The following is a 14,467-nucleotide window of genomic DNA, read 5'->3' on the forward strand; positions in this document are numbered from 1 at the left end:
AAAATGATCTAACTGAAGAAGAACTCCACACTATGGAGTTGATTACACTGAAGAGCAATGAAGTTGTTTTTCTCAGGAATTGCCAGGAACCTGTTTTGAGGAAAATTCCGCAGGATGATAAAACTGCAACAAAAGCATCCGTTATAACATCCGTTATAAGATTGGTAAGGAAACACCGGGAAGTAAGAATTTCTCCTCATCATTCCCAAAAAAATCACGAATCACGTCCAAACAGAAAAAGGGGTTACGCCACAAAATGACGTAACCCCTAAGAACTCAAATGGTGCCGGGACCAGGAATCGAACCAGGGACACACGGATTTTCAGTCCGTTGCTCTACCGACTGAGCTATCCCGGCACCGTTATGGAGACGCTTTTTTACCCGACTTCGCATCGGGTGTCAATACCTTTTCTTTTTCTTTTTTCTTTTTCACCTGAATTCTGCAGCCGGCAGGTTCAGAATCCGCGCCCGCCTGCCGGATATGCAAGGTTCATATGCCTGATTTATCTGTAAATCTCCGGCTGCGAATTGTACTGCCGGAGTCGGGATCTTCATGGGCTTTTTGTATCCACTGGGCATAAACGGCCGAGCCATGACATCCGGCCATGCCGGTTTATCAGAACAATGCCCAACTCCCCTCTACAGATCATCGTGTATGGATAATCCACCCAGATCAAGATCAAAATCAAGATCAGCATCCATATCCATCATCTTTGTCTTAGGACCCTGTTCTTTTTCCACACCATCAAGAACATCGGAAAAATCTATCTCATCCAGAGAGAGAACTATTTCCTCTTCATCTGGCGACAGGATTTCCTTCACAGCAGGTTTCTCCACACCCAGATCCAGTTCAAGCCCATCAAGACTTATTTCAAGAGAGTCAAGATCAGTGACGGGATCCATTTCCCCGGTAGATGCTGGTGGAGCCAGGTCGGACAAATCAGCCAGCTCGTCTGGGAGCTCTATTGCAAGCTCATCCCCTTCCCCGGCCTCAAATTCATCCTCTCCATCAACAAGTTGAAAATCCCCGGAAGTATCCTGATCCGCTTCATTTTCTTCAATCTCACTTGATTCAACTGTAATTTCCCCTTCATCAGTGTCGAAATCAAGGGAAACATCCTCCTCATCAAGATCAATACTCAGGCCGTCCTCATCAGTATCAAGGGATATTTCAAACCCGTCTTCCTCATCTTCTCCCGGTTCAGTTTCAGCCGGTTCCAGTTCTACTTCCCGGTCAGAGTCTTCTGTAAAAAGAACTTCCAGGTCGGCATCAAGAAAATCATCATGTTCAGTCAACTCTTCGCCGGAATCACCATATTCCTCGGTCAAACTGTCTTCTGACTCCCGATCGGAATTGAGATCCAGGTTCAAAAAGGAAGGTGGGTTTACGGCCAGAACCCCTCCCTGCAGCTGGTCAGCCACCTCTTTTATATTCTTTTTACATTTCCGGCAAACTTCGAGATAATCAAATGAAATATATCCACATTTAGGACAACGCATCAGTCACAACCTCTTGGAAAACGGTCTGTTTTATTGTCGGGATAGTAGTGCCGGCCTGCAACCTGCAGGTGAACAGACACCCGCAACTGTCCCCCAGTATCGGTCAGTTTCATCATCTGTCAGTTATTATCACACATTCAGAGTGAAAAAATCAAGAAGTATTCACAACACATTTTCTCTTAACATCCTGTATCAACAGAAACTTTCGAAATCCCCCCAACCCCTTCCCCGAAAATCGTGATCAGAACGACCAGTCCATACCGATATCACAGGAAGGTGCGGAATGGGTCAGTGCGCCGATTGAAATAATATCCACCCCGCAGCCGGCAATGGCTTCCACAGTGTCAAGATTCACTCCGCCCGATGCTTCCACCATGGCCCGGCCATCTATGAGTTGAACAGCATTTTTCATCATTTCCGGAGACATATTATCGAGCATAATGATATCCACACCACAATCCAGACACTCCCTGACCTGGTCCAGGGTATCGGTTTCCACTTCGATACGTATGGTATGGGGAGCCATTTTCCGTACCCTGGCCACAGTTTCCCGAATCGAGCCACAGGCGGCAATATGATTGTCTTTTATAAGAACCCCGTCAGTAAGATTAAACCGGTGATTTGTACCACCTCCGACCCTGACTCCATATTTTTCCAGCACACGCAACCCCGGTGTTGTCTTCCTGGTGTCAGTGATTCTCACGGGATAGTCTTTCACCTTTTCAACAAAACGGGCCGTCAAGGTAGCGATGCCGGAAAGACGCTGAAACAGGTTCAGAGCAACCCGTTCCGCCTTCAGCAGATCGACAACAGGTCCACTTACTGTCAGCAGAATATCTCCCGCGGAAACCCGTTTTCCGTCTTCTGCGGGATCCGCGGCAATTATTGCCGGGTTCTGTACACAAAACACTTCTGCAGCCACCCTGCCTGCCCCGGCCACGACAAAATTTTCCCTTGCCACCAGCCTGGCACTGCCCTGGTCTTCGCCGGAAAATATGGCCTCCGAAGTAAGGTCTCCCCGGCCCACGTCTTCCGCGAGAAAGGATCTGATCATTCCATGCAGCAGGTTTCTGTCCATTTCCATCTTATCCCCACCTTATGCCAGTGACTGCAGCCTGGCCACAGCCTGGCTGATCTTGGCCATCTTACCATCAAGGGCCGCTTTCTTTTCGCGTTCTTTCGCCACAACCTTTTCAGGGGCATTCGCCAGAAATTTTTCGTTATTGAGCTTTCCCTCCACCTGCTTCAGTTTCGCCTCAACCTTCTTTCTCTCCCGTGCCAGTTTTTCCAGCTCACTGTCGATATCCACCAGTCCCTTCAGGGGTACAAATATCTCAATATCGTTATAAATGTAGGTTGCGGCATCCGCTGGTTTTTCCAACTCATTCCCCACAGTAAGACTGGCTAATCTTGTCATGTCCCCGATGGCGGATTCATAGGAAGAGATAAGTTCAGCCCGGCTTTCATCAGGACAGATCACAAAGGCATCAATTTTTGTTGACGGATGTACTTCCGCTTCAGAACGAATATTCCGGATCCCGCTGATTATTCCCATCAGCAGTTCCATTCCGGCAACAGCCTCATCGTCTTTCCATTCTTCCCGGACTGCCGGAAAAGGACTGAGGGTCAGCGGTCCGCGCTCACCCGGCAATACCGACCAGATCTCTTCCGTGACAAAAGGGGTTATCGGATGAATGAGCGCAAGGAATGTTTCAAGAACAACCAGCAGAACGCCTTTAGCCTCTTTTTTCGCCTGTTCAACACTGGAAAACAGATCAGCCTTGATCCATTCCAGATACCAGTCACAGAATTCATGCCAGATAAACTGGTAATTTGCGGAAGCGACATCATTAAACCTGTATTCATCGAGACCGGAGCGAACCTCTTCAACAGTATCGGCGGTTCTGCTGAGAATCCACCTGTGGGCAAGGGACAGTTTTTCAGGAGCACGAACAACGTCCCTTATTGAATCGCTGCAGTCATTCACATGCATCAGGGCAAACCGGGCCGCATTCCAGATCTTGTTGATAAAATAACGATACCCTTCAATCCTGTCTTCATCCAGTTTGATTTCCCTACCCTGGGCAGCAAAAGCAGTCAGAGTGAACCGCATGGCGTCCGTACCGTACCTGGCCATTACTTCCAGGGGATCAATGACATTGCCGGTGGATTTTGACATTTTCTTTCCATGCTTGTCCCTTACAAGGGCATGCAGATAAACATCCCTGAATGGTACTTCATCCATGAAATGCAACCCCATCATCATCATCCTGGCGACCCAGAAGAAGAGAATATCAAAACTGGTGATCAGGACAGAGGTCGGATAAAACGTTGTGAGCTCCCTTGTGTTCTCCGGCCAACCCATGGTGGAAAACGGCCAGAGCGCCGAAGAAAACCAGGTGTCCAGCACATCGGTTTCCTGAACAAGATTTCCGGAAGAGCACTCCGGGCAGGAGGTCGGGTCCACCGACTCCACGATCAACGCCCCACACTCCTCACATGTCCAGGCGGGAATCCGGTGTCCCCACCAGATCTGTCGGGAAATACACCAGTCCCTTATGTTGTCCATCCAGCCATAAAAGGTATTGTACCAGGTCTTCGGGTAAATGGTGATCCGGCCGTCACGAACCGCATCCACGGCTTTTTTCGCCAGAGGCTTTACGGAGACAAACCACTGCAGGGAGGTAATCGGTTCAATAACCGTGCTGCAGCGATAACAGTGGCCGACAGCATGATCATATTCTTCTGTTTTCTCAAGAAAACCCTGCTTTTCCAGGTCAGCCACCACGGCCTTTCTGCAGGCAAACCGATCCAGACCCGCGTATTTGCCGGCGGCCTCATTCATCACTCCCCTGTCATCCATAACCTTGAGCTGCTCAAGAGAATGGCGCAGACCGATTTCGTAATCATCACGATCATGGGACGGGGTTACCTTCAGAGCCCCTGTACCGAATTCCCGCTGGACATGGTGATCAAAAACCACGGGGATAATCCGGTCGCTCAGAGGCAGCCTGATACCCACCTCAGCCAGGTGGCTGTACCGCTCATCATCGGGATGCACCGCCACCCCGGTATCCCCAAGCATTGTCTCAGGCCGTGTCGTGGCAACCACCACGTGTCCTGAGCCGTCGGCAAAGGGATAGCGGATGTGGTAGAGTTTGCCCTTTGTATCCTCATGGTCGACTTCATCATCAGCCAGGGCGGTATGACAGCGGGGGCACCAGTTGACTATATAATCACCTTTGTAAATCAGTCCCTCTTTATACAACCTGACAAAAACCTCCCGAACGGCCGTGGACAACCCATCGTCCATGGTGAATCGCTCCCGTTCCCAGTCACAGGAAGAACCGAGTTTCTTCAACTGGTTGATAATGGCTCCACCCTTTTCCCGACGCCATTCCCACACCTTTTCAATGAATTTTTCACGCCCCAGGTCGTGTCTGCTTTTCCCTTCCGTCGCCAGCTGGCGCTCCACGACATTCTGAGTAGCAATCCCGGCGTGGTCCGTACCGGGCACCCAGACACAGTTGTCACCACACATGCGATGGTAACGGGTCAGGATATCCTGCAGGGTGTTATTCAGGGCATGCCCCACGTGAAGAACACCGGTTACATTCGGTGGCGGAATCACTATTGAAAATGCTTCTTTTCCCTCTTCCATCTTCGCGGAAAAGCAATTGTTTTCCTGCCAGTAGCGAAGCCACTTTTCTTCCACTTTGGCAAATTCATACCCCTTGCTCAACTGATTGTTGTTTCTCGTCGTCATAAACAAATAATTTTAGTTATATTTTCAGTCAGTTCTCCTGCAACCTCTTTATTTTACAGATAAGTGCGGAGCTGCCGTCGGATCATTTTTCGCCGGATATTGAAACACAGTTTTGAAAACTAACTTTGACGGGAGTTTAATTCAACCAAAATCCTGAACTTCAGGAAATGAGGCTTTTTTTCTGACTGCCCGCAAAACTCGGCCTGACACTTTTTCCCTGCTGCCAAAAAGCATAAATGTTCCGTCCATTCCCCATAAAAACATCACATTTATGTTTACAACCGATTATAATTTTTCTATATCTTGAACCACATTCATCATACGCCAGTCTTTTCTTTTTTCGCACATTTTATTTTAATTACGAGGTACTGTATGAAACCACACCGTTTCAAACATCTGATTCTCTCCATTCTGGTTCTTTTTTTCCTGTCTTCAACCGGCAATGCGACGGGAGTTTCAACTCCAGTCCCGGCGAAGAATGCAATCTGGACATGGGCTGATCAGTTCGAAAATCAACATGCCGTATTTCTCTCCAGGCAATCCGGAGACAAATGGGAAGAACCTGTTAAAATTTCAAATAACGAAGCATTAAATGTTGTACCCGCAGTCACAAGAACCACGACCGGCGATCTCTGGGTTGTCTGGTCTGCTTTTGACGGACACCAGTCATTTCTGCTGTTTAAAAGATTTATTGACAATGAATGGACTGAAGAAACAACTTACTATACCGGGTTGAGTTCAAATACCGCCCCATCTGTTGTCATTGACAACTCTGGAACAGTATGGCTGGTATGGGCCGGATTTGACGGCATCAGTGATGAAATCTTCTACGCCACCTGGAATGGAACCGAATTCGGTCCTGCAATATCCATCACCTCCAACGATGTCCCGGATATTCTCCCCGTTCTCGGATTTGACAGGGAAAGCAATTCCCTGTGGATCCAGTGGAAACAGTTCAGTAAAGACGGCTACATCCCCTTCCACAGCAGCTGGACCGGAACAGAGTGGAGTGAACCGACACCTGTTTCACTGAAGCCTGAATCTGCGAATCCTGTGAAACAAATCGTTTTCAGAACAACAGCGGAAGGAGTTGAACCGGCAGCAGTTCCGGTTGAAAATCAGCAGGTGATAGATGTCCCTCCTTTTGTGTCCAGCCCGGAATCAGCCTCCATCCACATTCCGGATCACGAGATCCAGTCTCTCCCATTGAGAGAAATGAATGTTATCACTGATTGAACGGGACCTCAATCCAGCACTTCAGAAAAATGAAAACCACTTTTAACACCGGACAAAAGATGAACACAAAAATACTCTTCTTCCTCATTTCACTGACTCTGGTCTCAATCTCCTGCCCGGCAACGGACAGCAACAGTGCAACCATCATTGCCTTCGGAGATTCCATCACCGCCGGACACAGCAGCCGTTCCGGCGGATATCCCCCAAAACTCAACAGCCTGCTGAACGAAAACAATAAACCTTCAATAGTCATAAACAAAGGTGTTTCCGGAGAGAAAACCCCGGAAGGTGTCGGCAGAATCGGTGGCGTTCTGGCAGGCACACCAGCCAACCTCATCCTGATCATGGAAGGCACAAACGATATTCGAGGCGGTCTCTCAGTGGAAACGACAAGACACAACCTTGAATCCATGATTAATCAGAGCAAGGCCGCCGGCGTAACTCCAATACTTGCCACCCTGACCCCCAGTGACAGAAACGGATCGGCCACAGTCATCCCCAATTACTGGAATCCCATGATCAAAAGTCTTGCTTCCAGTACAAGTATTCCCCTTGCCGACCAGTATGCGGCAATTCTTCCCACGTGGAGCTCATCCAATGCCGACGGACTTCATCCTAATGATACCGGCTACTGGACCGTGGCAAGAACCTGGTACGGCGTTATCGCCCCCATGATCTCTTCCACCGGCGAAGTCAATGCCGGAGGCGGTGGAGGCGGCAGCTCCGGTCCCTGCTTTATCGCCACAGCAGCTTTTGGGTCACCGGTAGAAAAACATGTCACCCTGCTGAAAGAATTTCGGGACAATTTTCTTCTTACAAATACACTGGGAAAACTGTTCGTTAAAACCTATTATGCTCTCTCCCCGCCGGCAGCCCATTTTATCAGCCAACATGAGAACATCAGGCAGATCATCAGGATACTGCTCTACCCTCTGGTGGGATTAAGCTATGTTCTGCTCAAACTTAACCTGGCGACACAGCTTTTCATCGCGTTCATCCTTACAGGAGGGCTGGGATTTTCAATGCTCTTTCTGAAACGTAAAATCCGGACAGTGCAGCAATAAAGCAGAATTGGGAAAAAGTTGTTATTCAGTGTCTGTTCAGAAGTGAGGTTTTTTGTTCGAGATCAAGACGCATGGAAAATTTTACCGCAGGTATAGAGTTGATATTCCGAGTATAAAATTTTTCGGGCAAAAAGACCAACTTTGGACAGGCACTATTTAACGCTCCACGGCTCCGGCAGAAAAATCGTTTCATAGACCGACAGCGCATAGCGATCCGTCATGCCGGCAATATAATCACAGACCCGACGGTGGGCGTCTTTTTCATCAACCCACCCGCCCCCGGTTGAGTTTTTTTCAATTCGTCCACCACGGACCCTTACAATCCCATTCTCCATAAAATAATTATACAGGTCCCGGATGATACGCCGGGCCTTTTCGAACTCGGCATGTACCTTGTAATAGGTATATACATTATCGTAGAGAAAAGAGCGCAGATCAGAAATGGCTTCCAGCATGATATCACTGATATGCAGGTCACCGTCATCGGCAGAAAGTGTCTCAACAATCAGGTCACGAACCATGGCTTCTATCCTTTTGGAATGCCTGTCCCCGACAATGTTTTTTATTTTAACAGGCAGATCCTCCTCTGCCAGAATTCCTGCACGGAGGGCATCATCCAGGTCATGGTTGACATAAGCGATTATATCCGCGAGCCTGACAACCTGTCCCTCCAGTGTCACCGCTGTTTCCGATTTCTGCTTCGGCAGGATATCGGCCCGCCCCTTGGAATGTCGGACGATACCGTTTCGCACTTCGAAGGTGAGATTCAACCCCTTACCGTCATTTTCCAGAAAATCAACAACCCGAAGGCTGTGAACATAGTGACGGAAACCTCCCGGATGCAGTTCATTCAGGGTTGCCTCTCCGGCATGACCAAAGGGTGTATGCCCCAGGTCATGCCCCAGGGCAATGGCCTCGGTCAGAGGTTCATTGAGACAGAGAGCGGAGGCGATAGTTCTGGCAATCTGTGACACCTCAAGAACATGGGTCAGCCTTGTGCGATAGTGATCTCCTGTGGGAGCAAGAAACACCTGGGTCTTGTGTTTCAATCGTCTGAAAGTCTTAGAATGGGTTATTCGATCACGGTCCCGCTGAAAAGGCAGACGGATATCGCACATATCCTCTTCCTCCTCCACCTGACGACCCGAGGAATTCTTATTCAATGCTGCAAAAGGAGAAAGGATGTTTTCTTCTCTCTCTTCCAGTTGTTTTTTAATAGATCTCCCAATCACTGGTATAAATGACATATTCTCTCTCCTTATGCCGCTCTCTGCCGAGGTCTTTCCCTTCCTCTGTTTACGGTTAATGAGGAAAACATATATAATTTGCAATTTCAATGGTTTGAACAGATACACATTGACCAGGTTCACGAATGTGCATAAATCCACCATAAAGAGAGCCTGAAAGAGTTTAATTCTTTACAGTCATATGTTTTATATTTTATACTGTTTGTCTTTCTTCTGTTATTCACTGTTCTCAGGCCTGGAGAAAAAACATGAACAAAAAGCCACTTCTTCTTTTTGTTGTTCTGCTCATGCTTTTCCTGGGAAATTATTTCGTCAGGCAGAACAACAACTCTCCCGCTGATGGACCATCATCCACAATACTTTCAGCATGGAACAATCACACCGGTAATATTCAGGTAAGCGGCAGCGGCAGGGTTATCAAACTGCTCCCGGATGATAACCGGGGAACAAGACATCAGAAATTCATCGTGAAAGTGGACAGGGATCTGACCGTGCTCATCGCCCACAATATTGATCTTGCACCACGGGTAAAAGGATTGAAAAAAGGTGACACTGTCTCCTTTTACGGTGAATATGAATGGAACAAAAAGGGTGGTGTCATACATTGGACCCACCATGATCCCGGGAAAAAACACCCGGATGGCTGGCTGCAGCTTAACGGCAGAAAGTACTGGTGACCGGCAAATAAAACAGAGAAATGCCTTAAAAAGTAACTCCTCAAAGGGATAATAACTCTGTCATTTTGTTACCTGTGAGCAATTACCTCGAAACAGCCGGCTCCCTGTAACCAGTTGCGATCAGAGAGGAAGCTGAAAATATCAACAACTCATGTGAGGTGCTCCATTGAAACAGTATTGCCGCCATGATTCACCCATCGGCACCCTGCTCCTTATTGGCGAAAACGGGGTTCTGGAAAAACTGCATTTTCCCCGCTCGGCCCGGAATATCACAATCGAACACACCTGGCAGGAAGACTGTAAATCCTTTTTACCTGTAACAGACCAGTTGACTGCTTATTTTGCAGGTAATCTCCGAACATTTACTGTACAAATGCACCTGCAGGGCACCCCGTTTCAACTACAGGTGTGGGAGGAACTCCGAAAAATCCCCTACGGCAGGACCGCCAGCTACGGAGAAATTGCAAAGCGAATCGGTAACCCGAAAGCCTGCAGGGCCGTTGGCGGAGCCAATAACAAAAACCCCATCCCCATTATCATTCCCTGCCATCGGGTAATCGGCCAAGACGGTTCCATGGCAGGATTCGGTGGCGGCCTTGATTTGAAAAAAAACCTTCTGCAACTGGAAAAGGCACCTGTGGTATCCGCCGGATGAAACGCTCGGTTCGACAAAATGAATCCCGACTGCGACAATCCAACCCTGTCAGAAATTAATTTATATAAACTTTTCAAGTTATTACACAAAAAAAACATCCACAAAATCGTCAAGGATTCAAGGAAAAGAAACCAATGCTGCAATTTAATAATGTAATGGAAGTGTTCAAACTGCTGGATAAAACCAATTGCAGAAAATGCAGGGAAAAAACATGCATGGCCTTTGCGGCAGCCGTTTTCAAGGGAGAAAAACGATTGGACGAATGTCCTTTTATCAGCAGAGATACGGCAGCATTATACGGGCCACCCAGAACAAACAGAAACAGTCCGGAAATTGACCTGGAAGAGAGTATTGCAGCCATGCGAAAAACAATCCGGGGACTTGATCTTAAAACCAGGGCGGAAATAATCCAGGGAGTTTTTCACAATGAAAGGCTTACCCTGAAAATAATGGGAAAAGACTTTTCCGTGGACAGTAACAGTTCAATTTACACCGATCTCCATGTCAATAACTGGGTTGTCATCTCCAGTTTCAACTATATCATTCAATGCAAGGGTGTTCCTGTACGAAACGAATGGGTTCCCTTCAGGGAATTACCGGGAGGACTGGACTGGTACCGCCTTTTTGGCCAGCAGTGTGAAAAACCACTGAAAAACCTGGGAGACACCCATCCTGATCTGCTCAAGGATCTTGTCGATCTTTTCAGCGGGAAACATGTAAGCGAGCAATTTCAATCCGATATTTCCGTGGTTCTCTCCCCTCTTCCACTGGTTCCCATGCTCATCTGCTACTGGGAGCCGGAAGACGGTATGGAATCCAGCCTGAACCTCTTCTTTGATGCAACAGCGGGCCACAACCTGGGGATAGAAGGGGTTTACCTGCTGGGTGTCGGCATAACCCAGATGTTTGAAAAACTGGCACTGCTGCATGGATTCAAGAATCACTGAACCTGTGGAACAACTCCGACCCTGTCAATCACGTCTCTTATTGTTGTCCTCAGTGTTTCTGCCGAGACGGGTTTCATAAGAAAGGCGGATATACCAATCTCCCTTGCCTTCTTTTCATTTAGAAGAGAGCTGTGCCCGGTACAGATAATAATTGGGATATCACTGCGAACAGCCTTTATCTTTTCAGCAAACTCAGCACCTGTCATCTGCGGCATGGTCATATCTGAAATGATCAGATCAAAAACATTCGGATTCTCCTTAAACAGTTCGAGAGCCTGAACAGGATCTGTTATACCCGCAACAATGTATCCTGATTTCCGGAGTATTCTTTCGGATAAGTCCACAAGTGACTTTTCATCATCTACAAACAGTATTGTTTCATGACCTTCAGCTCGAGGTTTGTGTTTATTTACTGGATCATCAAAAGTACCTGTCTCTGAAAAAGGGAAATAGACACACACTGTTGTTCCTTTATCCGGTGTGCTCTCAATCTCTATACTGGCATTGTGGTTTTTGAGAATTCCATGCACCACAGCCAGCCCCATCCCTGTACCCTTACCAACTTCTTTAGTTGTAAAATAGGGATCAAATATTTTGTCCTGCAATTCCGGATCAATACCGACACCGCTGTCTTTTACCTTCAACAGGAGATATTCTCCCGATCTCAGTCCATTTGAATGATCATCCGGCCTTTCCGAGAGCGATACTTCCTCCAGAGAGATCTCAATAACCCCTTTTTCATCAATAATTGCCTGTGCCGCATTGGTACATAAGTTGATAACAACCTGGTGAATCTGGGTTGCATCTGCAAGAACTGCATGGGATGAGGGGGGAATAAAATCCCTGATTTCCAGAGTTGCGGGCATGGAAGAACGAAGCAGTTTCAAGGATTCCCTGATCACCGGAGATATGTCGATCGGTCTCAATTCCTCCTTGCTTTTGCGACTGTAGTTCAAGAGCTGCTTCACTACCTCCCTGGCCCTGAAACTGGCTGTTTTTATTTCCTGAATATACTTATGTGCAGGATTCCAGGCCTGTATATCTTCCAGGGCAAGTTCAGTATTACCGATAATTATTCCTAATATATTATTAAAATCATGAGCAATACCTCCAGTCAAGGTGCCTATGGATTCCATCTTATGCGACTGCCTGAGATCTTCCTCCATTTTTTTAAAATCGGTAATATCCGTTGCGATCTGCAGCTTCACAAGCCTGCCATCGTTCCAGTGGATGGCACGATCATAATTCATATACCATCTGCCGGTTACCGGATTTTTGCCCTGCCAGACACACACTCCGGACGGATTACCCGCCTCGTCAACAAGTTTTTTATTTGTACAGTGAGAACAGGGTTTCTCTTCATTGCGAAAAGCTTCCCAGCAGATCTCCCCCTTCAGATCCCGACCAAAACTTTTCATCATGCACTTATTGACAAAAAGTATTTCATATGTATTCAAATCTGAAACATAAATAGTTGCGTCAATACTGTCCAATACGGAAAGAAGTGTTTCCTGGGAGGTTTTCAGGGCTGATTCCGCCTGGATTTTTTCTTCTATCTCCCTGCTGAGATCCCTGTTTTTTTCTTTCAGTCGTTCCTCTGCTTCAGTTCTTTTGGCCAGCTCCTCGTTTATCCGCTTTGTCCTATCGTTCAATGAATCAATCAGAAGTATTATCTCATCGGCCCTTCCCGCCGGCCTTGGAATAAGAATACCAGCCTCACTTTCTGCCCGGGATTCACTTTCTGTAAATCTGACAATACTCAACAGACGATTCAACACGCTTCTATAAAACAGAAGATATGATGACAAGAAGATTATGGTGACCAGTACACCGTTGATAATAAAAGCTTCTACCCATCTTCTTTCCAGAATCTCATGAAATCCGGGCAGATATCCGCCGACCCGGACCCGACCTATGAGATTAATCTTATTGTTATGGAAATAGGTCAATGGAAATTGTCGATCGATGAGATTTCCTTTTACATCCGGTTTCCTGCTCCGGGCAATAGTATTACCCCGCAGGTCAGTAATTGTTATTATGTCAATAAACTTCCCGGTCGTCTGATCTTCGGCAAATGCTTTTATTGAATCATATTCCATTGCCCATATTTTACTGGAAAGATACCGCCGGTGGGATTGTTCGAAATGATGCAGTTCAGCATTGAGGTTGTTTCTATAAGACCTGATATCAATGTTGATTTCAAAAACAGAGACCACTGCTGTCAGGATTACTGACAGAAGAATTGAGAAAAAAAGAAGTTTGTATTTCAGGCTTAGAAAATTCAAAATATTCTTACTGGATAAAAGCTTCTACAATATCATTGTATTCTCCACTCCGCTTGATTTCCTGAAGCGCATTTTCAATCTTCGGTATAAGGTTTTCATGCTTTTTATGCACGTAGAGATACATCCCCCTTACAGAGAGTGGATTTTCCAAAGCAAATACCCCTGAGATGTGATTCTCACTGAGAAAATCATACCCCCGCAGCTTTTCATAGAGAATAATATCAACACGATCTTTCAGGAGCATATTAAATAATTCAACTTCAGAAGAAACCACATGAAGAGACCTGGTGTTTTTCACATTTATCTCATAAATTTTCCACCCTCTGATAAATCCCACATTATATTTCTTCAATCCTTCCCATCCTGTTATCCTGATACCTGGATCTTTGGAAAAAGCCGTGAAAGAGAAATCCATAAGTTTTTCATTGACCGGGAGGATATTTGTAAACTTCTCATTGAGTCCTTTTATCCTCGCATATTCTGCATCATCCAAACCGATATCAACATTCTCAATGGACCTTGCAGAAGAAAGATGATTGATCTTGATTGTTAATCCAAGTGAATCAAATACCTTTAAAATAATCTGATCATAGATACCCGTATTTAAAGGTGTCGAGTAGGGAGGACTGTCGGCGGTGTTGATGGTAAAAAGTTCCTGGGCTGATATGCTTTTTCCCTGAAAACCAACAAACAGTATCAATAGAATAGAATAGAAAAAAACAGACCAGTTCAACTCTTTCCAGTATCGGATCAAATATTGATGGGTGAAATAAGACATAGTGACGGTGTAAGGACGAATCTGTTGAGCTGAACGCTCCCAGCAAACTCAAAACACAATTTACCAGATAAAAATCATCCCGGAACAATTACCACTTATGACAATTCCAGTGTACACTGCAAGATCAGGCTCTTCAAATATTTTTTCTTCTAAATAACAAAAGTTATTTTAAAATTTCTGATTACGCACAAAACTCAGCCTGATACTTGTAAACCTTGGGATTGGGCCTGTTTTATCAGGCGTATTTCAAAAATCACATTGTACTGGTTTGAAAATAATCTGGACTGACACTTTTTCATTTGGATTCCTTAT

General features: G+C 46.3%; 12 protein-coding genes and 1 tRNA gene. 6 read left to right on the forward strand and 7 right to left on the reverse strand.

Annotated features, from left to right (window positions below; translation table 11 throughout):
* On the forward strand, nucleotides 1–260 hold a 260-nt coding region (locus tag ACXLDX_RS10435), incomplete at its 5' end, for a hypothetical protein (RefSeq protein WP_457577124.1).
* Nucleotides 261–281: 21 nt separating this feature from the next.
* Here the strand turns inward: ACXLDX_RS10435 and ACXLDX_RS10440 are convergent.
* From ACXLDX_RS10440 to ACXLDX_RS10455, 4 genes are all read right to left on the reverse strand, one after another.
* A tRNA-Phe gene (locus ACXLDX_RS10440) sits at nucleotides 282–357 on the reverse strand.
* 282 nt (nucleotides 358–639) lie between these two features.
* Nucleotides 640–1,500: a hypothetical protein gene (locus ACXLDX_RS10445; RefSeq protein WP_457577125.1), complete on the reverse strand. Its 861-nt coding sequence runs from the start codon at nucleotides 1,498–1,500 to the stop codon at nucleotides 640–642.
* Nucleotides 1,501–1,741: 241 nt separating this feature from the next.
* Nucleotides 1,742–2,578, reverse strand: coding sequence for a carboxylating nicotinate-nucleotide diphosphorylase (gene nadC, locus ACXLDX_RS10450; RefSeq protein ID WP_457577149.1), 837 nt, complete (start codon nucleotides 2,576–2,578; stop codon nucleotides 1,742–1,744).
* Nucleotides 2,579–2,596: 18 nt separating this feature from the next.
* Complete coding sequence (locus ACXLDX_RS10455) at nucleotides 2,597–5,266, reverse strand: valine--tRNA ligase (protein WP_457577126.1); 2,670 nt, start codon at nucleotides 5,264–5,266, stop codon at nucleotides 2,597–2,599.
* A 372-nt stretch (nucleotides 5,267–5,638) separates the two neighbouring features.
* Between ACXLDX_RS10455 and ACXLDX_RS10460 the strand changes: the two genes are divergently transcribed.
* Together ACXLDX_RS10460 and ACXLDX_RS10465 are read left to right on the forward strand one after the other, a co-directional pair.
* Nucleotides 5,639–6,502 (forward strand): hypothetical protein, encoded by an 864-nt coding sequence (locus ACXLDX_RS10460; protein WP_457577127.1) that lies wholly within the window; start codon nucleotides 5,639–5,641, stop codon nucleotides 6,500–6,502.
* 59 nt (nucleotides 6,503–6,561) lie between these two features.
* Complete coding sequence (locus tag ACXLDX_RS10465) at nucleotides 6,562–7,566, forward strand: SGNH/GDSL hydrolase family protein (RefSeq protein WP_457577128.1); 1,005 nt, start codon at nucleotides 6,562–6,564, stop codon at nucleotides 7,564–7,566.
* Between the two features lie 152 nt (nucleotides 7,567–7,718).
* Here the strand turns inward: ACXLDX_RS10465 and ACXLDX_RS10470 are convergent, their stop codons facing one another.
* Nucleotides 7,719–8,813, reverse strand: a complete 1,095-nt coding sequence (locus ACXLDX_RS10470; protein WP_457577129.1) for a deoxyguanosinetriphosphate triphosphohydrolase — start codon at nucleotides 8,811–8,813, stop codon at nucleotides 7,719–7,721.
* Nucleotides 8,814–9,061: 248 nt separating this feature from the next.
* Here ACXLDX_RS10470 and ACXLDX_RS10475 point away from each other — a divergent pair, with 248 nt between their 5' ends.
* The 3 genes from ACXLDX_RS10475 to ACXLDX_RS10485 all read left to right on the forward strand — a co-directional run bounded on the left by ACXLDX_RS10475 (nucleotide 9,062) and on the right by ACXLDX_RS10485 (nucleotide 11,092).
* Entirely contained in the window at nucleotides 9,062–9,490 is a 429-nt protein-coding gene (locus ACXLDX_RS10475) for a DUF3465 domain-containing protein (protein ID WP_457577130.1), read from the forward strand.
* 166 nt (nucleotides 9,491–9,656) lie between these two features.
* On the forward strand, nucleotides 9,657–10,145 hold the full coding sequence (locus ACXLDX_RS10480; RefSeq protein WP_457577131.1) for a methylated-DNA--[protein]-cysteine S-methyltransferase: 489 nt from the start codon (nucleotides 9,657–9,659) through the stop codon (nucleotides 10,143–10,145).
* A 134-nt stretch (nucleotides 10,146–10,279) separates the two neighbouring features.
* Nucleotides 10,280–11,092 (forward strand): DUF3786 domain-containing protein, encoded by an 813-nt coding sequence (locus ACXLDX_RS10485; RefSeq protein WP_457577132.1) that lies wholly within the window; start codon nucleotides 10,280–10,282, stop codon nucleotides 11,090–11,092.
* Here the strand turns inward: ACXLDX_RS10485 and ACXLDX_RS10490 are convergent.
* Both ACXLDX_RS10490 and ACXLDX_RS10495 read right to left on the reverse strand, forming a co-directional pair.
* A complete protein-coding gene (locus ACXLDX_RS10490) occupies nucleotides 11,086–13,377 on the reverse strand; it encodes a response regulator (RefSeq protein ID WP_457577133.1) in 2,292 nt (763 codons plus the stop codon). The two genes, ACXLDX_RS10485 and ACXLDX_RS10490, sit on opposite strands and share 7 nt — an antisense overlap.
* 7 nt (nucleotides 13,378–13,384) lie before the next feature.
* Nucleotides 13,385–14,110 (reverse strand): substrate-binding periplasmic protein, encoded by a 726-nt coding sequence (locus ACXLDX_RS10495; protein WP_457577134.1) that lies wholly within the window; start codon nucleotides 14,108–14,110, stop codon nucleotides 13,385–13,387.
* Nucleotides 14,111–14,467 lie beyond the last annotated feature (357 nt).

The sequence above is a fragment of the Desulfomarina sp. genome (assembly GCF_054039375.1).